5 protein-coding genes (1 of these 5 only partly in view) are annotated in these 20,760 nt (G+C 69.1%); all 5 read left to right on the forward strand.

Features of this window, described 5'->3' with window-relative positions:
* Positions 1–1,555, forward strand: partial view of a non-ribosomal peptide synthase/polyketide synthase gene (locus AC0MAZ_RS14670; protein WP_475858310.1) — the end only. Its footprint begins 23,894 nt before the window's first position; the window shows 1,555 of its 25,449 coding nt (coding positions 23,895–25,449); its start codon lies off the left edge, out of view; its stop codon occupies positions 1,553–1,555.
* On the forward strand, positions 1,552–16,077 hold the full coding sequence (locus tag AC0MAZ_RS14675) for an amino acid adenylation domain-containing protein (RefSeq protein ID WP_475858312.1): 14,526 nt from the start codon (positions 1,552–1,554) through the stop codon (positions 16,075–16,077). The genes AC0MAZ_RS14670 and AC0MAZ_RS14675 overlap by 4 nt, the downstream gene beginning before the upstream one ends.
* A 66-nt stretch (positions 16,078–16,143) precedes the next feature.
* Complete coding sequence (macA, locus tag AC0MAZ_RS14680; protein ID WP_234563129.1) at positions 16,144–17,298, forward strand: macrolide transporter subunit MacA; 1,155 nt, start codon at positions 16,144–16,146, stop codon at positions 17,296–17,298.
* A gap of 2 nt (positions 17,299–17,300) precedes the next feature.
* The gene (locus AC0MAZ_RS14685; protein ID WP_203646999.1) at positions 17,301–19,304 is read left to right on the forward strand and encodes a MacB family efflux pump subunit; all 2,004 of its coding nucleotides are present in this window, start codon (positions 17,301–17,303) and stop codon (positions 19,302–19,304) included.
* Positions 19,305–20,260: 956 nt separating this feature from the next.
* Complete coding sequence (locus AC0MAZ_RS14690; RefSeq protein WP_186714554.1) at positions 20,261–20,734, forward strand: MarR family winged helix-turn-helix transcriptional regulator; 474 nt, start codon at positions 20,261–20,263, stop codon at positions 20,732–20,734.
* Positions 20,735–20,760: the final 26 nt, after the last annotated feature.

The raw sequence follows: 20,760 nt of genomic DNA on the forward strand, positions 1-20,760 counted from the left end.
GTCGCTGGTGGTCGGCCTGCTGGCGATCCTCAAGGCCGGTGGCGCCTATGTGCCGCTCGACCCGGATTACCCGGTCGAACGGATCCGCCACATGCTGGTCGACAGCCAGCCACAAGCGGTTCTGGTGCAGGCGGCCACCCGGGCGCTGATGGGGGATCTGCCACTGACCCAGGTCGATCTCGACCTGGCGGACTCGATCCGTGAGCCGGAGCACAACCCGCAGGTGCCGGGCCTGACCGCCGCCAACCTGGCCTATGTGATCTACACCTCCGGCTCCACCGGGCTGCCCAAGGGGGTGATGGTCGAGCACCGCAACGTGGTCAACCTGGTGCACTGGAGCGCCGGGCTGTTCCCGGGCGAGGGCGCTTTACTGCACAAGACCCCGGTGAGCTTCGACGCCTCGGTGTGGGAGCTGTTCTGGCCGCTGTGCAGCGGCGTGCGCCTGGTGCTGGCCAAGCCGGACGGTCAGCGCGACCCGCAGTACCTGGCCGAGCTGATCCACCAGCAACAGGTCGGCGTGGTGCAGTTCGTGCCGGCGTTGCTGCAGCAGTTCCTCGAGCACGAGGCCAGCGCGGCCTGCGCCAGCCTCACCGATATCGTCTGCGGTGGCGGCGAGTTGACCGAGGCCCTGGTGCACCAGGTGCGCGAGCGCCTGCCACGGGCAAGGCTGCACAACGTCTATGGGCCGACCGAAACCACGGTCGATTGCAGCGTCTGCACCTTGCACCCGCAGGATCCGTTGACATCGGGCGCAATGCCGATTGGCCGGCCGATCGACAACACCCGCCTGTACGTGCTCGACGGCCACGACCAACCCGTGCCGTTGGGCGTTGCCGGTCAGCTGCATATCGGCGGCGCCGGGGTGGCGCGTGGCTACCTGGGGTTGCCGGAGCAACAGGCCGAACGCTTCATCGCCAGCCCGTTCGCCGACGGCGAGCGGCTGTACCGCAGCGGCGATCGGGTACGCCAGCGCCCTGACGGCAGCCTCGAGTTCCTTGGCCGCACCGACCACCAGATCAAGCTGCGCGGCCTGCGCATCGAGCCGGGCGAGATCGAGGCCTGCCTTGCCCGGGTACCCGGGGTGCGCGAAGCCGTGGTGCTGGTGCACGACGCCCAACCGACCGGCCCGCGCCTGGTGGCCTATGTCACCGGCGCCGCGCCGCCCGCCGAGGTTCTGCGCGAGGCGCTGCTGGGGCAACTGCCCGAGTACATGGTACCGGCGCTGTTCATGGCCCTCGACGCCTTGCCGCTGACCCCCAACGGCAAGCTCGACCGCAAGGCACTGCCGCAGCCGGACCTGCCGGCGCGCGTCTACGAGGCGCCGCAAGGCGACACCGAGCAGCTGTTGGCGCGTATCTGGGGCGAGCTGCTGGGCGTGGAGCAGGTAGGCCGCCACGACAACTTCTTCGAACTGGGCGGCCACTCGCTGCTGGCCGTGACCCTCACCTCGCGCTTGCGCGAGGCGGGCCTGGAAGCCGACGTGCGCAGCCTGTTCGAACACCCGACGCTGGCAGGCTATGCCGCCATCACAGACAGAATGGAGATCGTCCTGTGAGCATCAACGAACTACTGGCGACCCTGGCCGCCAACAATGTCCAGCTGGCCCTCAAGGATGGCCAGCTGGTGGTCCAGGGCAATCGCCAGGCCCTGAGCGACGCCGCGCTGGTGGCGCGGCTGCGCGAGCACAAGCCGGCGCTGCTGGGGATGCTCGAACGTGGCGAGTACGTGGCGGCGCGCCAGGGCAGCGTCGAGGTACCGGAAAACCGCATCCCCGCCGGCTGCGCGCGGATCACCCCGGCCATGCTCAGCCTGGTCGAGCTCGACCAGGCCAGCATCGACCAGTTGGTCGAAGGCGTGCCCGGCGGCGCGGCCAATGTGCAGGACATCTATCCGCTGGTGCCTTTGCAGCAAGGCATGCTGTTCCACCATGCCAGCGCCGGCGACCATGATCCCTACGTGATGCAGGCGCGCTTCGTGTTCGCCAGCAGCGCCCGGGTCGAGGCCTTCGCCCAGGCCCTGCAAGGGGTGATCGACCGCCACGACATCCTGCGCACCTCGGTGCACTGGAAGACACTCGAGACGCCGGTGCAGGTGGTCTGGCGCCAGGCCCGGCTGCGGGTCACCCAGTTGGCCGAGGGCCAGCTGCCGGACAGCGGCTTCGACCTGACCCAGGCACCGTTGATCCGCCTGCAATGCCAGGCGGCGCAGGCGGATGGGCAGGTCCACGCGACCCTGCAGTTCCACCACGTGGCCATGGACCACAGCGCCCTTGAGGTGGTGCGCCACGAAATGCTTGCCTTCCTGCTCGGCGAAAGTGCCCGGTTGGGCCGTCCGCTGCCGTTCCGCAACCATGTGGCCCAGGCCCTGCTGGGCGTCGGCGAGGCCGAGCACGAGGCGTTTTTCCGCGACATGCTCGGCGGCGTGGACGCGCCGACCCTGGCCTATGGCCTGGCCGATGTGCAGGGGGATGGCGCGGCGCTGAACGAGCACGCGCTGGACCTCGACCTGGCGCTGTGCCGCGCGCTGCGCGCCCAGGCCCGCAGCCAGGGGGTGAGCGTCGCCAGCCTGTTCCACCTGGCCTGGGCGCGGGTGCTGGGCGGCCTGACCGGGCGCGACCAGGTGGTGTTCGGCACCGTGCTGATGGGCCGTCTGCAAGGCGCCGAGGCCACCGACCGGGCGCTGGGCATCTTCATCAATACCTTGCCGCTGCGGGTGGACCTGGACGACGCCGACCTGGCCAGCGCGATCAAGGCCACCCACCAGCGCCTGAGCACGCTGATGCGCCATGAGCACGCGCCCCTGGCCCTGGCCCAGCGCTGCAGCGGCGTGGCGGCGCCGACGCCGCTGTTCAATGCCTTGCTCAACTACCGCCACAGCGCGGCCTCGGGCTCCGAAGCGGTGCTGCGCGCCGGCTGGGCCGGGATCGAGATCGTGCACGCCGCCGAGGCCACCAACTACCCCTTGACCCTGAGCGTCGACGACTTCGGCGAAGCGTTGCGCCTGACCCTGCTGGCCAGCCCCGAGGTGCCGGCACGGCGTGTCTGTGCCTACCTGGAGCAGACCCTGCGCAGCCTGCTTGCGGCGACGTCCACCGCTGAAGTCAGGGCGCTGCCGATGGTGCCTGCCGACGAGCGTGAGCAACTGCTGGAAACCTTCAACCAGACCCCGGGCATCGAACAGCCGCACGGTCCGTTGCATCGGCGTATCGAGGCCGTGGCCCAGGCCCATCCCCACGCCCTGGCCGCCACTGCCAATGAGCAGTCGCTGACTTATCAGCAACTGAACCAGCGCGCCAATGCCCTGGCTCACCACCTGATCGGCCTCGGCGTGCGCCCCGACGACCGCGTGGCAGTGTTCGCCCGCCGTGGCCTGGACACGCTGATTGGCCTGGTCGCGGTGCTCAAGGCCGGCGCCGGCTACGTGCCGGTGGACCCGGCCCATCCGGACGAGCGTGTGCGCTACCTGCTCGACGACAGCGCGCCTGTGGCCGTGCTGACCCAACAAGCGTTGCGCGGCCGCCTGGATGGGATCACGGTGCCCGTGCTGGCGCTCGATCAGCCTGACTGGCCGCAGCGGCTGGATGATCCAGCCGTCGCCGACCTGGGACCGGAACACCTGGCCTACGTGATCTACACCTCGGGCTCCACCGGGCAGCCCAAGGGGGTGATGGTCGAGCACCGCACCTTGAACAACCTGGTGGACTGGCACTGCCGGGCCTTCGACCTGTGCCTGGGCCGGCACACTTCGAGCCTGGCCGGCTTCGGCTTCGACGCCATGGCCTGGGAGGTCTGGCCGGCGTTGTGCGCCGGGGCCACCCTGCACCTGGCACCTGCCGGCGAAGGCCACGAGGACCTTGATGCGTTGCTGGCCTGGTGGCGCGACCAACCGCTGGATGTCAGCTTCCTGCCGACGCCGGTGGCCGAATACGCCTTCAGCCATCAGCTCGGGCACCCGACCCTGCGCACCCTGCTGATCGGCGGCGATCGCCTGCGCCAGTTCAACCGCACCCAGACCTTCGCCGTGGTCAACAACTACGGCCCGACCGAGACCACCGTGGTGGCCAGCTCCGGGGTAGTGGAGGCGGGGGGCGCGCTGCACATCGGCGGCCCCGTGGACAATGCCCGCCTGTACGTGCTCGACGCCGGGTTGCAGCCGGTGGCATTGGGCGTGGCGGGCGAGCTGTACATCGGCGGCGCCGGGGTCGCCCGTGGCTACCTTGGCCGCCCGCAGCTGACCGCCGAGCGCTTCCTCGACGATCCGTTCGTGGCAACGCCGGGCGCGCGCATGTACCGCACCGGCGACCTGGTGCGTTGGCTGGCCGACGGCACCCTCGATTACCTGGGACGCAACGACGACCAGGTGAAGATCCGTGGGGTACGCATCGAACTGGGCGAGATCGAGAACCGCCTGAACAGCCTGCCGGGCATCGGCGAGGCCGTGGTGGTGGCCCGCGAGGACCAGCCTGGCCAGCCGCGCCTGGTGGCTTACTTCACCGCGCAGGCCGGCCTCGAGGCACCCTTGCCCGAGGTCCTGCGCACGCAACTGCTGGCCCATCTGCCGGAGTACATGGTGCCGGTGGCCTTCGTTGCCCTGCAGGCGCTGCCGCTGACCGCCAACGGCAAGCTCGACCGCCGCGCCTTGCCGGCGCCTGAGCGTTCGGCGCTGTTCGAGCGTGGCTACGTGGCCCCCGAGGGCGAACTGGAAACTGCCCTGGCCCAGCTGTGGGCCGAACTGCTGCAGGTGGAGCAGGTTGGCCGGCATGACCATTTCTTCGCCCTGGGTGGCCATTCGCTGCTGGCCATGCGCATGGTCTCCCAGGTGCGCCTGCACCTTGGCGTCGAGCTGACCCTGGCCGAGCTGTTCGCCAACCCCGAACTGGCCGCCGTGGCCCAGGTGCTGGCGAGCGCCGGGCACAGCGCGCTGCCGGCCATCGTCGCGGTGCCCCGCGAGCAGCCCCTGCCGTTGTCGTTCGCCCAGCAGCGTCTGTGGTTCCTGGCCCAGCTGGAGGGCGGCAGCCAGGCCTACAACGTGCCGCTGGCCCTGGGCCTGCGTGGCTCGGTGGATGCCGACGCGCTGGAGCGTGCCCTGCTGTGCATCGTCGCGCGCCACGAAGGCCTGCGCAGCCGCTTCGTACCCGCAGGCGACAGCGCCGAGGTGCACATCGCCGCCACGCCGCTACCGGGCTGGCTGCGGCGCCTGAGCCTGGCGCCCGATGACCTGGCAGCGCACCTGCAGGACGAGGCCAGCGCGCCGTTCGACCTGGTCGAAGGACCACTGTTGCGCGCCAGCCTGCTGCGCCTGGAGGATCAGCACCATGTGCTGCTGCTGACCCTGCACCATATCGTCGCCGACGGCTGGTCCCTCGGCGTGCTGACCCGTGAGCTGGGCGCGCTGTACCCGGCCATGTGCCAGGGCCTGGACGATCCGTTGCCGGCTCTGGCCATCCAGTACGGCGACTATGCCGTGTGGCAGCGACGCTGGCTGGCCGGTGAGCAACTGCAACGCCAGGCCGACTACTGGCGCCAGGCCCTGGATGGCGCGCCGACCCTGCTGAGCCTGCCGAGTGATCGGCCACGACCGCCACGCCAGGACTTCAGCGGCGCCAGCCTGGCGCTGCAGCTGGATGCGCGACTGGGGGCCGGCCTGCGGGCCCTGGCCCAGCGGCATCAGGCAACACTGTACATGGTGCTGCTCAGTGCCTGGGCCGCGACCCTGGCGCGCCTGTCCGGGCAGACAGAGGTGGTGGTCGGCTGCCCGGTGGCCGGACGCGGCCATGCCGAGCTGGAGCCGCTGGTGGGGCTGTTCGTCAACACCCTGGCGCTGCGCATCGACACGTCGGGCGCGCCGAGCAGCGAGCGCCTGCTGGCCCAGGTGAAGGCACGCCTGCTCGACGCCCAGGCGCACCAGGACCTGCCGTTCGAGCAGGTGGTGGAGATCGTCCGCCCGGCGCGTAGCCTCGGCCACACGCCGTTGTTCCAGACCACCCTCAACTGGCTGGCCACCGAGGGCGTCGCGCCGAGCCTGGCGGGTTTGCGCCTGGAGGGCGTGGCCCAGGCCAACCAGGTGGCCAAGTTCGACCTGTCGCTGAGCATGGGCGAGCAGGGCGAGGCGTTGGTCGGCAGCCTCGAGTACGCCACGGCATTGTTCGATGAAAGCAGCGTGTGCCGTTTCGCCGGTTACTTCGAGCGTCTGCTGCGGGCAATGATCGCCAACGACCAGGTGCCTCTGGCCGAGGTGGAGTTGGTCGGCGGCGCCGAACGCCGACGCCTGCTGCACACCTTCAACAACAGTGCCCGGACATTCCCGGTCGGCCAGACCCTGCCGGCCCTGATCGAGGCCCAGGCGGCCCGTGCCCCGCAGGCGCTGGCCGCCGTGGCCGGCGATGCACGCCTGAGCTACGGCGAGCTGAACCAGCGCGCCAACGCCCTGGCCCATCACCTGATCGAACGCGGCGTAGGGCCGGACGACCGGGTCGCGGTGGTCGCCCGGCGCGGCCTGGATACCCTGGTGGCGCTGCTGGCGGTGCTCAAGGCCGGTGGCGCCTATGTACCGGTGGACCCGACGCATCCGGATGAGCGCCTGCGCTACCTGCTCGGGGACAGCGCACCCGTGGTGGTCCTGGCCCAGCAGGCGCTGCTGGCGCGCCTGGACGGGCTGACCTTGCCTGTGCTGGCCCTGGACCGGGCGGACTGGCCGGCGCGTACGGACAATCCCGAGCTGTCCGGCCTGCTGGCCAGCCACCTGGCCTACGTGATCTACACCTCCGGCTCCACCGGGCAGCCCAAGGGCGTGATGGTCGAGCACCGTACCCTGGCCAACCTGGTGCACTGGCACTGCAAGGCCTTCGAGCTGGGCGCCGGCGAGCACACTGCCAGCGTCGCCGGCTTCGGCTTTGATGCCATGGCCTGGGAGGTCTGGCCGGCCCTGTGCGCCGGCGCGGTGCTGCACCTGCCACCGGCCGAGCTGGGTAACGAGCAGCTCGACGGCCTGTTGGCCTGGTGGCTGGAGCAACCGCTGAAGGTGGCCTTCCTGCCGACACCGGTCGCCGAATATGCCTTCACCCAGGGGCTGCGCCATCCGACCCTGCGCACCCTGCTGATCGGTGGCGACCGCCTGCGCCAGTTCACCCGCGACCCCGGCTGCGTCGTGGTCAACAACTATGGCCCCACCGAGGCGACGGTGGTCGCCACCTCCGGCCTGGTGCTGCCGGGCGGGGCGCTGGACATCGGCCGGCCTATCGCCAATGCCCGGGTCTACCTGCTGGACGAGGCGCGGCAACTGGTACCGTGTGGCGTGACCGGCGAGCTCTACGTGGGCGGTGTCGGGGTGGCGCGGGGCTACCTGAACCGTGCGCATCTGACGGCCGAGCGCTTCCTCGACGACCCGTTCAGCGAGCAGCCTGGCGCACGCATGTACCGCACTGGCGACCTGGCCTGCTGGAACGCTGACGGCACCCTGGACTACCTGGGCCGCAACGACGACCAGGTGAAGGTGCGCGGCCTGCGCATCGAGCTGGGGGAGATCGAGGCGCAGTTGCTGGCCTTGCCTGGCGTCGCCGAAGCGCTGGTGCTGGCCCGCGAGGATCAGCCCGGCCAGCCGCGCCTGGTGGCCTACTACATCGCCGGCCCTGAGGCGCAGCCGGTCGGCGCCCTGCGCGCCGCCCTGCAACAGCGCTTGCCGGGCTACATGGTGCCGACGGCCCTGGTGCGCCTGGATGCCTGGCCATTGACCGCCAACGGCAAGGTTGATCGTCGCGCGCTGCCGTTGCCCGAGCGCGAGGCGTCGGCCAGCCAGGTCCACGAGGCTGCCGAGGGCGCGCTGGAAATGGCCCTGGCCGAACTGTGGTGCGAGCTGCTGCAGCTGGAACGGGTAGGGCGCCAGGACCGCTTCTTCGAACTGGGCGGCCATTCGCTGCTGGCCATGCGCATGGTCGGCCAGGTGCGGGTGCGCCTGGGTCGGGAGCTGTCGCTGGGCGAGCTGTTCGGCGACGACCGCCTGCTGGCGGTGGCGGCGACCCTGGCCGAGCGCGGTGGCGAGGTGCTGCCGGCCATCGAGCCGACGCCCCGTGGCCAGTCCCTGCCGCTGTCGTTCGCCCAGCAGCGCCTGTGGTTCCTGGCGCAGATGGACGATGCCAGCGCCGCCTACCATATTCCCCTGGGCCTGGCCTTGCACGGCCCGCTGGACCGCGCGGCGCTGGAGCAGGCACTGGCGCGCATCGTCGAGCGTCACGAGAGCCTGCGCAGCCACTTCACCCAGGAAGGCGCCGAGGCAAGGGTACGCGTGGCCCCGGGCCGCGGCGGCTTCGCCCTGGCCTGGCACGACCTGCGCGGCGCCGCGCAGCAGCTGCCCGAACTGATGCAGGCCGAGGCGCTGCTGCCCTTCGACCTGGCGCACCAGTTGCCGGTGCGTGGCCGCCTGCTGTGTCTGGCGGCAGAGCATCACGTGCTGCTGCTGACCTTGCACCATATCGTCGCCGACGGCTGGTCGATGGGCGTGTTCACCCAGGAGCTGGCGGCGCTGTACCAGGCCTTCAGCGAAGGGCGCGACGATCCGCTGCCGGCGCTGGCGATCCAGTATGGCGACTACGCCCTGTGGCAGCGCCGCTGGCTGGCCGGCGACGCGCTGCAGCGCCAGGGCGAATATTGGCAACAGGCCCTGGCCGGCGCGCCGGTGCTGCTGACCCTGCCCACCGACCGGCCACGGCCAGCCCGCCAGGACTACCAGGGTGACCGCGTCGAGATACGTTTGGACCGGCGTCTGAGCGAAGACCTCAGGGCGCTGTGCCTGCGCCACGGGGTCACCCCGTTCATGCTGTTCGGCGCCGCCTGGGCGGTGCTGCTGGCGCGCCTGTCCGGCCAGGCCGAGGTGGTGATCGGCACACCGGTGGCCAACCGTCGGCAGGCCGAGGTCGAAGGGCTGATCGGCTTGTTCGTCAACTCCCTGGCCCTGCGCATCGATACCGCCGGACTGCCCGACGTCGGCGCGCTGCTGGCCCGGGTCAAGGCCTGTGTCAGCCAGGCCCAGGACCATCAGGACCTGCCGTTCGAACAGGTGGTGGAACTGCTGCACCCGCCGCGCAGCCTGGCCCATACCCCGCTGTACCAGGTGTCGCTGGCCTGGAACGGCGTGCCGGGCGAGGCCTTGCAACTGGGCGACCTGCAACTGGAGGCGCTGGGCGGCGCGCAGATCTTCGCCAAGTTCGACCTGACCCTGAGCCTGGGCGAGACCGCCGACGGCTACGGCGGCGCCCTGGAGTTCGCCACGGCACTGTTTGACCGGGCGACCATCGAACGCCATGTCGGCTACCTGGAGCAACTGCTGTGGGCGATGGCCGGCAGCGACCAGGCGGTGCCGGCGAAGGTCGAACTGCTGGGCGCCGCCGAGCGTCGCCAGGAGCTGGTGACCTGCAATGCCAGCGAATTGGTCGGCGGCTTGCAGCAACCGGTGCAGGCGTTGTTCGAGGCGCAGGTGGCGCGTATGCCGCAGGCGTTGGCGCTGCAGGCCGAGGACGGCCAGATGAGCTACCGGCAACTGAACGAGGCGGCCAACCGCCTGGCCCATCAGCTGATCGCCCAGGGCGTGGTCGCCGACAGCCGGGTCGCGGTGTGCCTGGCCCGTGGGCCGCAACTGCTGGTCGGGCTGCTGGCGGTGCTCAAGGCCGGCGGCGCCTACGTGCCGCTGGACCCGGGCTACCCCGACGAGCGCCTGGCCTACATGCTTGCCGACAGCGCGCCGCTGGCGTTGCTGGTGGATGCCGGCAGCCGCGGGCGCTTCATCGACAGTGCCGTGCCACGCCTGGACCTTGACCAGCCGACCTGGACCGGCCAGTCGCCGGACAATCCGCAGGTGAGCGGCCTGGGTGCCCGCCACCTGGCCTACGTGATCTACACCTCCGGCTCCACCGGCACGCCGAAAGGGGTGATGGTCGAGCACCGCAGCCTGTGCAACCTGGTGCATTGGAGCTCGCGGCTGATCGCCCCGACCGTCGAGGGCGCGCTGCTGCACAAGACCCCGGTGAGCTTCGACGCCTCGGTGTGGGAATTGTTCTGGCCGCTGTGCGCCGGCCTGCGCCTGGTGCTGGCGCGTCCGGACGGCCAGCGCGATCCGGCCTACCTGGCGGCGCTGATCCAGCGCCAGCAGGTCAGCGTGGTGCAGTTCGTGCCGGCGCTGCTGCAGCAATTCCTCGCCCTTGGGGCCAGCGCGGCCTGCGACAGCCTCACCGATATCGTCTGCGGCGGCGGCGAGCTGACCACGACGTTACTGCAACAGGTGCGCGAGCGCCTGCCGCAGGTACGCCTGCACAACGTCTATGGCCCGACCGAGGCCACCGTCGATTGCAGCGTCTGGACCCTGGAGCCCGGGCAACCGCTGCCTGAAAGCGCGCCACCGATCGGCCGGCCGATCGCCAATACCCGGCTGTACGTGCTTGATCGCAACGGCCTGCCGGTGCCCCGTGGCGTGGTGGGCGAGCTGCACATCGGCGGCGTCGGCGTGGCCCGTGGCTACCTGGGCCTGTCGGAACTGGACGCCGAGCGCTTCGGCGACAGCCCGTTCGTGGTCGGCGAGCGCCTGTACCGCAGCGGCGACCTGGTGCGCCGCCGCGCCGACGGCGAGCTGGAGTTCCTCGGCCGCGACGACTTCCAGGTCAAGCTGCATGGCCTGCGTATCGAACTGGGCGAGATCGAGGCCTGCCTGGCCAGTCATCCCGCGATTCGTGAAGTTGCGGTGCTGCTGCGTGGCGAGCGGTTGGTCGCCTGGTTCACCGCCCACGACGACGCGCCCGGGATCGAGGCGTTGCGTCGGCATGCCCTGGCGCAGCTGCCAGACTACATGGTGCCGTCGGCCTATGTGGCGATGCCGGCCATGCCGCTGACCGCCAATGGCAAGCTCGACCGCCAGGCGCTGCCCGAGCCCGGCGCCGAGGCCGTGCTCAGCCGTGCCTACGAGGCGCCGCAAGGGGAAGCCGAGACCCATCTGGCGGCACTGTGGGCCGAGCTGCTGAACGTGCCGAGGGTAGGGCGCCAGGACCACTTCTTCGAACTGGGTGGCCACTCGCTGCTGGCGGTGACCCTGATCGCCCGCCTGCGTGCCGAAGGCCTGGAGGCGGACATCCGCGTGCTGTTCGCCGAGCCGACCCTGGCCGCCCTGGCCGCGACCTTGGGCCAGCATGGCGGGACCCGGGTGCCGGCCAACCGTATTGGCGTCGACTGCCGCCGCATCACACCGGACCTGCTGGCGCTGGTGGCGCTGGAGCAGGCGGCCATCGACCGCATCGTCGCCCAGGTCCCGGGCGGCGCCGCCAACGTGCAGGACATCTACCCGCTGGGGCCGTTGCAGGCGGGGATTCTCTACCACCACCTGGCCAGCGAGGGGGATGATCCGTACCTGTTGCAGGCGCGTTTCGCCGTGGCCGACCGCGCGCGGCTGGAGGCGCTGCAGCGGGCCTTGGACCAGGTGATCGCCCGTCACGATATCCTGCGTTCCTCGCTGTACTGGGACGGCCTCGCCGAACCCGTGCAGGTGGTGTGGCGCCAGGCATCGCTGCCGGTACAGGAGGTGTCGCCGGGGGCGCCGCAGGTCTTGCGCCTGGACCTGACCCGCGCACCCATGCTGCGCTTGCTGCACAGCCAGGACCCGGCCAGCGGGCGCATCACCGCGACCCTGCTGTTCCATCACCTGGTCATGGACCACGTGGCCCAGGATGTGCTGCGCGCCGAACTGCAGGCCTGCCTGCTCGGCGAGCAGCGCCAGTTGCCCGCGCCGGTGCCGTACCGCAACTACATCGCCCAGGTGCTGCAAGGCGCGGGCGAGGCCGAGCACGAGGCGTTCTTCCGCGAACAGCTGGGCGACATCGACGAGCCGACCTTGCCCTATGGCCCGCATCCGCTGGCTCATCAGGGCGCCGAGGCCGAAGCCCGGATACTGCTGGACGACGGCCTGGCGCGACACCTGCGCGAGCAAGCGCGGCTGCTGGGCGTCAGCGCCGCCAGCCTGATGCACCTGGCCTGGGGGATGGTGCTGGGGCAGTTGTCGGGGCGCGACAGCGTGGTGTTCGGCACCGTGCTGCTCGGTCGCCTGCAGGGTGGCGAAGGCGTGGAGCGCGCCTTGGGCGTGTTCATCAACACCTTGCCGCTGCGCCTGGAGGTGGGCCGCCTGCCGGTGCGCGAGGCGCTGCTCGACACCCACCGCCGGCTTACCGGGCTGCTGGTGCACGAGCATGCGCAACTGGCCCTGGCCCAGCGTTGCAGCGCGCTGCCGGCCGGCGCGCCGCTGTTCAGCGCCTTGCTCAACTACCGCCACAGTGCCACGGCCCTGCTCCGTGACGGTGCAGCTGGGCGCGCCTGGGAAGGCATCGAGCTGCTGCATGCCGAGGAACGCAGCAACTACCCGCTGGCCCTGAGCATCGATGACCTGGGCGAAGGCTTCGGCCTGACCGCGCAGTGTGCGCCGGGCCTGGATGCGCGACGACTGTGCGGTTATCTGCAACAGGCCCTGGAAAACCTGGTCGAGGCCCTGACTCAGGATCCCGAACGAGGCCTGGAACGGCTGGAGATCGTGCCGGCCGAGGAACGCCGGCGGCTCCTGGTGGGCTTTAACGCCACGCAACGTGATTACCCGCGAGCGTTGCCGGTGCAGCGCCTGTTCGAGCAGCAGGTGGCGCGGCACCCGCTGGCGCTGGCGGCGCGCCACGATGAACGCCAGCTCACCTATGGCGAGCTCAACGAGCAGGCCAACCGCCTGGCCCATTGGCTGATCGGCGAGGGCGTGGCGGCAGGCGATCCGGTGGCGATCCTGCTGCCGCGCTCGTTGCCCTTGCTGGTGGCGCAGCTGGCCGTGCTCAAGTGCGCGGCCATCTATGTGCCGCTGGACATCAACGCCCCGGCCGAACGCCAGGCGTTCATGGTCCAGGACTGCCAGGCCGTGGCGCTGCTGACCCTCGGCAGCCTGGCGGCGGAATGCGAGGCGCGGCGCATCGACCTGGACTGCCTGGCCCTCGACGACCAGCCGGCGCACAACCCGAACCTGGCGCAGGACGCCGACGCGGTGGCCTATGTGATGTACACCTCGGGCTCCACCGGCACGCCGAAGGGGGTGCGGGTGACTCACCGCGGCATCACCCGGCTGGTGCTGAACAACGGCTATGCCGACTTCGATGCCAGCGACCGTTTCGCCTTCGTCTCCAATCCGGCGTTCGACGCCGCCACCCTGGATGTCTGGGGCGGCCTGCTCAACGGTGGCCAGGTGCTGGTGATCGATCACCAGACCCTGGTCGAGCCAACGCAGTTCGCCACCGCGTTGCGCCAGGGTGGCGCCAGCGTGATGTTCGTCACCACGGCGCTGTTCAACCAGTATGTGCAGCTGATCCCCGAGGCCCTGGCCGGGCTGCGGGTCCTGCTGTGCGGCGGCGAGCGTGGCGAGCCCGCCAGCTTCCGGGCGTTGCTGGCGCGGGCGCCGAACCTGCGCCTGGTGCACTGCTACGGGCCCACCGAGACCACCACCTTTGCCACCGCCTGCACCGTGCGGGCCGTGGCCGACGGCGCCGAGCATGTGCCGATCGGCGGCCCGATCGGCAATACCACGGCCTATGTACTCGACGCGCACGGGCGCCTGCTGCCCGAAGGCGTGACCGGCGAGCTGTACATCGGCGGCGACGGCGTAGCGCTGGGCTACCTGAATCGCCCGCAACTGACCGCCGAGCGTTTCCTCGACGACCCGTTCGGTGCTGGGCCCGGCGCGAGGTTGTACCGCACCGGCGACCTGGCCCGCTGGCGTGATGACGGCCAGCTGGAGTGTCTGGGGCGCACCGACGACCAGGTGAAGATCCGTGGTTTCCGTATCGAGCTGGGCGAGATCGAGCAGCACCTGGCCCAGTGCCCGGGCGTGGACGAGGTCGTGGTCATGGCCCTGCGCCTGGAGCAGGGACCGCTGCGCCTGGTGGCCTGGTACACCCGTACCGACGCGGCCCTCGACGGCGTGGCGTTGCGCGGTTTCCTGCGCGAACGGCTGCCGGAGTACATGTTGCCGACGGCGTTCGTCGCGCTCGAGGCGTTGCCGTTGACCAACAATGGCAAGGTCGACCGCCGGGCGCTGCCGCTGCCGGGCGCGCAGGACCTGGCCGTGGCGGTGTTCGAGGCCGCTGCAACACCGGTGGAACAGGCATTGGCCGCGCTGTGGGCGCAAGTGCTGGAGGTCGAGCGGGTGGGGCGGCATGACAGCTTCTTCGAACTGGGCGGGCATTCGCTGTCGGCGATCCGCCTGGTAGGCGAGATGCGCCAGGCCGGCCTGCACACGACCCTGGCGGAGCTGTTCCAGCACCCGACCATCGCCACCCTGGCAGCGCGCCTGGGCGAGGGTGCGCACGAGGACGAAGGCCTGGTCACGGTGCGCGCCGCAGGCAGCCAGCCTGCCTTGTTCCTGATCCACGAGTTCAGTGGCCTGGACCTGTACTTCCCGGTCCTGGGGCGGCATATCGAAGGTGATTTCCCCGTCTACGGCCTGGCTGGCGTCGCCCCTGGGGAGGCGCAGCTGAATACCATGGAGTGTCTGGCGGCACGCCTGGTACGGCGGATCCGCGCCGTGCAGCCACACGGGCCGTATCGGCTGGCGGGCTGGTCGTTCGGCGGCGTGCTGGCCTACGAGGTGGCCGCGCAGTTGCTGGGCGCGGACGAGCCGGTGGCCTTCGTCGGCCTGATCGACACCTACGTGCCGCGCCTGAGCGACCAGGGCAAGGCGCGCTGGCAAGGGCCGCACCTGCTGCAAGGGCAGCTGTTGCTGCATTGCCGGGTGCATTGGCAGGCCCAGGGCGAGGCGGGGGCGGCGCAGTTGGCCGAGATCGAGGCATTGCAGCCCGGGGCGCTGGCGTTCGAAGCACTGCTCGCCCACTGCCGTGATCGCCAGCTGCTGGTGCCCGGCCTGGTCCAGGCCAGCGACGGGCAATTGCGCCACTTCTTCGAGCGTCACCTGGCCCATGGGCATGCCCTGGCCCACTACCGGCTGGCACCGTTGCCGGTGCCGCTGCACCTGTTCGTGGCCGAGCAGCGCAGCGCCGGCATCGTCACCGACAGCCCGACCCTGGGCTGGGCCGAGGCCTTGCCGGGGCAGGCGTTGCATTGCCTGAGCGTGCCGGGTGATCACCAGAGCATGGTGCAGGATCCGCAAGCGGCGGTGCTGGGCCAGGCCATCGCGCAGGCGTTGCAGGCCGCACCCGGTGGCGTTCGGCCGACACACCAGCCGCTGCTGGCGATCCAGAGCGGCACGCCGTCCCATGTCCCGGTGTTCTGCGTGCCGGGGGCCGGCGACAGCGTGACCAGCTTTATCGGCCTGGCCGAGGCGCTGGGGCCGGATTGGCCGGTGCATGGCCTGCAGGCCCGGGGCCTGGCCGCGGGCGAGGTGCCGCACAGCACAGTGGAGGCCGCCGCCGACTGCCATGTCCGGGCCATCGAGGCGCTGTACCCCGAGGGTCCGTTGAACCTGGTCGGGCATTCGTTCGGTGGCTGGGTGGCCCACGCCATGGCGGCACGCTTGCAGGCCAAAGGGCGCGAAGTGCGCTCCCTGACCCTGGTCGACAGCGAGGCGCCAGGCGCGGGGGGCAGTTGCGGCAAGCCGTACACCTTTACCCAGGCCCTGCAGCGGCTGATCGAGTCGCTGCAACTGTCCACCGGCAAGTCGTTGGGCATCGAACCTGCGGCCTTTGCCGAAGCCGACGATCAGGAGCAACTGCGCCAGTTGCACGCGGCCATGGTGCGGGTCGGCCTGATGCCGTCACGCTCTTCGGCGCAGGCACTCGAGGGCGTGGCGCGGACCTTCGCCACGGCCCTGCGCACGGTGTACCGTCCCGAGGGTGGGTTCAACGGCCTGGCGCGGCTGGTGCTGGTGGCTGATCCGAGTCTGGACGTCGCCGGCAACCAGCGCGAGCAGCAGGCCATGGAGGAGGGCTGGCGCGATTGGCTGCCGCAACTGGAGGTGTGGCAGGGGCCGGGTAACCATTTCAGCATCCTCAAGGTGCCGGATGTGTTCAGCCTGGCGGCGTGGTGGCATGACGGGCAGGCCCTGCATCACGGCAGGGTGAAGCAGTAACACCGTCGTGGGCGCGGGGCATGCCCGCGCCCACGGGACCTCATCGGATTCTGGAAGAACGGTTTTATGGAAAAGACGAAGTTTCGCAAGATCACCCTTGGGGTCGCCGCGGCCCTGGTCGCCGGCATCGTGCTGTACGCGGTGCAGGCCCCGGCCAAGCCGCCGCAGTACATCACCGCCACGGTCGAGCGTGGCGACATCGAGAACGCGGTGCTGGCCACCGGCACCCTGGAGGGCATCCGCCAGGTAGACGTCGGTGCCCAGGTTTCCGGGCAGCTCAAGTCGCTGAAGGTCAAGCTCGGTGACAAGGTCAGCGAGGGCCAGTGGCTGGCCGAGATCGACCCGCTGGTGCCGCAGAACACCTTGCGCCAGGCCGAGGTCGACGAGGAGAAGCTGCAGGCCGAGCGGCGCTCGGTGCAGGCCAAGCTCAAGCAGGCCAAGCGGGTCTACGAGCGGTACGAGGTGCTGCAGGACGACGAGTCGATCTCGCGCCAGGATTTCGAGAGTGCCGAGTCCGAGTTCGAGGTGCAGCAGGCCAACCTGCGCTCGCTGGACGCGCAGATCAAGAGCGCCCGGGTGCAGATCGACACCGCCAGGGTCAACCTCGGCTACACCCGCATCGTCGCGCCGATCAACGGCCATGTGGTGGGCATCGTCACCCAGGAAGGCCAGACGGTGATCTCCAACCAGTTGGCGCCGGTGATCCTCAAGCTGGCCGATCTCGACACCATGACCATCAAGGCCCAGGTGTCCGAGGCCGACGTGATTCACATCAGCCCCGGCCAGCAGGTGTACTTCACCATCCTCGGCGATGACCAGCGCTATTACGCCAAGCTGCGCGGCACGGAGCCTGCGCCGCAGAACTACCTGGAAAGCAGCGACAAGAACAGCGGCGCGGCCAAGCAGGCCAGCGCGGTGTTCTACAACGCACTGTTCGAGGTACCCAACCCCGAGCACCGCCTGCGCATCTCGATGACCGCCCAGGTGCGCATCGTCCTCGACACCGCCCAGGGCGTGCTCACCGTGCCGGTGGCGGCGCTGGGGCCGCGCGACGCCGACGGCAGTTTCCCGGTACGGGTGATCGACGGCAAGGGCTTCGCCCAGGTGCGCAAGGTCCAGGCGGGGATCAACAACAACGTCAAGGTGCAGGTCAAGGGTGGCCTGGCCGAAGGCGATCGGGTGGTGATCGGCGAGCCGGTGTCGGGCGAGGCGGGGGCGTGAGCATGAACATGACCGTCGAGCTTTCACCGCACCTGGCGCGGCCTGCTGACCAGAAGCAGCCGTTGCTGCGCCTGCAGGGGGTCAGCCGCAGCTTCATGGCCGGCGACCGTGAGTTCCTGGCGCTCAAGGGTATCGACCTGCAGATCCATGCCGGCGAACTGGTGGCGATCATCGGCGCCTCGGGCTCGGGCAAGTCGACCCTGATGAATATCCTCGGCTGCCTGGACCATGCCAGCGCCGGCAGCTACCAGGTCAGCGGCCAGGAAACCCGCGACCTGGACGACGACGCCCTGGCTGCGCTGCGCCGCGACCATTTCGGCTTCATCTTCCAGCGCTACCACCTGTTGCCGCACCTGGATGCCCTGCGCAATGTGGAAATTCCGGCGGTCTATGCCGGCGTGCCCCAGGCCGGACGCCATGCCCGTGCCCGTGAACTGCTGGGGCGTTTGGGCCTGGGCACCCATCTGGCCCACCGGCCGAGCCAGCTGTCCGGCGGCCAGCAGCAGCGGGTGAGCATCTGCCGGGCGCTGATGAACGGCGGCGAGGTGATCCTTGCCGACGAACCCACCGGCGCCCTCGACACCGCCAGCGGCAAGGAGGTGATGAACATCCTGCTGGAGTTGCACGCTGCCGGGCACACGGTAATCCTGGTGACCCACGACCCCAAGGTCGCCGCCCATGCCGAGCGGATCATCGAGGTCAGTGACGGGCAGATCGTCAGCGACCGCCGCACCCGACCCGAGACACCGGCGCCAGCCGCCGAGGCCACGCCGGCTGTCGAGCAGGCGCCGCGGCGGCTGGTGGCAAGCCTGGGCCTGTTCCGCGAGGCCTTCAAGATGGCCTGGATCGCCCTGGTCTCGCACCGCATGCGCACCTTGCTGACCATGCTCGGGATCATCATCGGCATCACCTCGGTGGTGTCGATCTCGGCCATCGGCGAGGGCGCCAAGGGCTACGTGCTCAAGGACATCCAGGCGATCGGCAGCAACACCATCGACATCTATTCGGGCACCAGTTTCGGCGACAGCCGGGCCAAGGCCATCGAGACCTTGATGCCGGCGGATGTGACGGCGCTCAACGCGCTCTACTACGTCGACAGCGCCACTCCGGTGATCGGCCAGAGCTCGCTGGTGCGCTACCGCAACATCGATGCCGACGTGCAGCTCAACGGCGTCAGCGAGCAGTACTTCCAGGTGCGCAACATTCCGCTGGCCTCGGGGATCGTGTTCAGCGCCGACGACGCCCGGCGCCAGGCGCAGGTGGTGGTGATCGACCACAACACGCGCAAGCGCCTGTTCGGCGACGGGGTCAACCCGCTGGGGCAGGTGATCCTGGTCGGCAAGCTGCCGTGCACGGTGATCGGCGTGACCGCCGAGAACAAGAACCTGTTCGTCGCCGGCAACACGCTGAACGTGTGGATGCCCTACGAGACCGCCGCTGGGCGGGTGCTCGGCCAGCGCCACCTGGACAGCATCAGCGTGCGGATCAAGGATGGCATGCCGAGCAAGCGGGTCGAGGAGGAGGTCAACAAGCTGATGCTGCAGCGGCATGGGACCAAGGACTTCTTCACCAACAACCTCGACAGCATCATGCAGACCGTGCAGAAGACCAGCCGCTCGCTGACCCTGCTGTTGTCGCTGATCGCGGTGATTTCGCTGGTGGTGGGGGGGATCGGGGTGATGAACATCATGCTGGTGTCGGTCACCGAGCGGACCCGGGAGATCGGCATTCGCATGGCGGTGGGGGCGCGGCAGTCCGATATCCGGCAGCAGTTTCTGGTGGAGGCGGTGATGGTCTGTCTGATCGGTGGGGTGATCGGGATCGGGTTGTCCTATGGGATCGGGTATCTGTTTGCCTTGTTTGTCAAGCAGTGGGAGATGGTGTTTTCGTTGGGGTCGGTTGTTACGGCGTTTGTTTGTTCTACGTTGATTGGGATTGTGTTTGGGTTTGTGCCGGCTCGGAATGCGGCGCGGTTGGATCCTATTGAGGCGCTGGCTCGGGATTAAAATATGATGGTTTGAGTTGGTTTTAGTTGGGGTTGGGTTGGTATTGGAAGTTGTATGCGCATTCATTTTTGATGTCGACGCTTATTCACCTTTCCGCCCTTACGGCGGGTTACTTTGGTCTTGGCCAAAGTAACCAAAGCCGCCTCGCTCCATTCATCCGGCCCTACGCTTCGCTCCGGGTTCCCTCACTCCGGCCTTGCTCCCGGGAGGACCGCGCTGCAGGGCCCATCCTGGGCCCCAGCGCTTGACGGGCATCCATGCCCGTCACCTCCCTCCGCAAGTCCTGCGTTCGGCCTCCTGAAGTCGCGAAGTTACGGGCGGCGCCTGGACTCGCGCAGCTGTCGCTAGTGGGAGCTTAATTAATCTCTCGATCACATCGCGGGGCAAGCCCGCTCCCACGCTGTAGGAGCGGGCTTGCCCCGCGAAAGGGCCGGAACAACCGATGCATAACTAATGCTCAAACAACTAACTTCGCATTTCGTGCTCTTGCTCTTGCTCTTGCTCTTGCTCTTGCTCTTGCTCTTGCTCTTGCTCTTGCTTCTAAGCGCGCGGTAGTTCAGGCGCCGCCAATTGCGACTTCAGGAGGCCGAGCGGAGTTCTTGCGCAGGGAGGTGACGGCCATGGATGGCCGTCAAGCGCTGCGCCCCAGGATGGGGCGTTCAGCGCGGTCCTCCCGGGAGCAAGAACGGAGCGAGGGAACCCCGGAGCGCAGCGCAGGGGCCGTATGAATGGAGCGAGGATTTTTTGGTTCCTTTTTGATCCTTCAAAAAGGGACCCGCCGTAAGGGCGGAAAGGTGACTAGATGTCGACATATTCAAAGAATATGAATGCAAAATTCAAAACAATCACATCCAATCCTGACTCCAAACAAAAAAATTCCTTTAGCCCCCTAATCAAAGCTTTGACATTCACTGCCTAAGCAGTAATATTTTCACACAATTCAACGAGCAGCCCCAATGCCCCACTACACTCCGGAAACCTTCCAGACCTGCGCCATAGGCATGCTGCTCGGCCGCGCCGCACTCCTCAAGGACCGCATCCTCGACTGGCACCTGGAAGCCGACGGCGTCACCGCCGCCCAGTTCAAGGTGCTGATCATCGTCACCCAGTACCAGGTCGACACCCCGGCCGAACTGTGCCGCTACCTGGGCCTGGACAGCGGCTCGATGACCCGCATGCTCGATCGCCTCGAGCAGAAGGGCCTGATCCTGCGCAACCGCTGCCCCGACGACCGCCGCCAGGTGCGCCTGGCCCTCACCGCCGATGGCCAGCGCCTGGCCGACCGCCTCCCGCAGGTCGGCGCGGCGGCGATGAACGAACTGGTCGGCGTGCTGCAGCCCGAGGAACTCAAGACCCTCGAGCAACTGCTCGCCAAGGTCCTGATCAACGCCGGCGACCCGCTGACGATCCGCCGCTTCGGCGATCGTTGATCCCTGTCACGCATCTTCCAAGGTAT

The organism is Pseudomonas sp. A (assembly GCF_056270345.1).

What these genes read in the sequence shown, in the direction of transcription:
- macA (WP_234563129.1), top strand. Translation starts at nt 16,144, where the DNA reads ATGGAAAAGACGAAGTTTCGCAAGATCACCCTTGGGGTCGCCGCGGCC.
- AC0MAZ_RS14685 (WP_203646999.1), top strand. Translation starts at nt 17,301, where the DNA reads ATGAACATGACCGTCGAGCTTTCACCGCACCTGGCGCGGCCTGCTGAC.
- AC0MAZ_RS14690 (WP_186714554.1), top strand. Translation starts at nt 20,261, where the DNA reads ATGCCCCACTACACTCCGGAAACCTTCCAGACCTGCGCCATAGGCATG.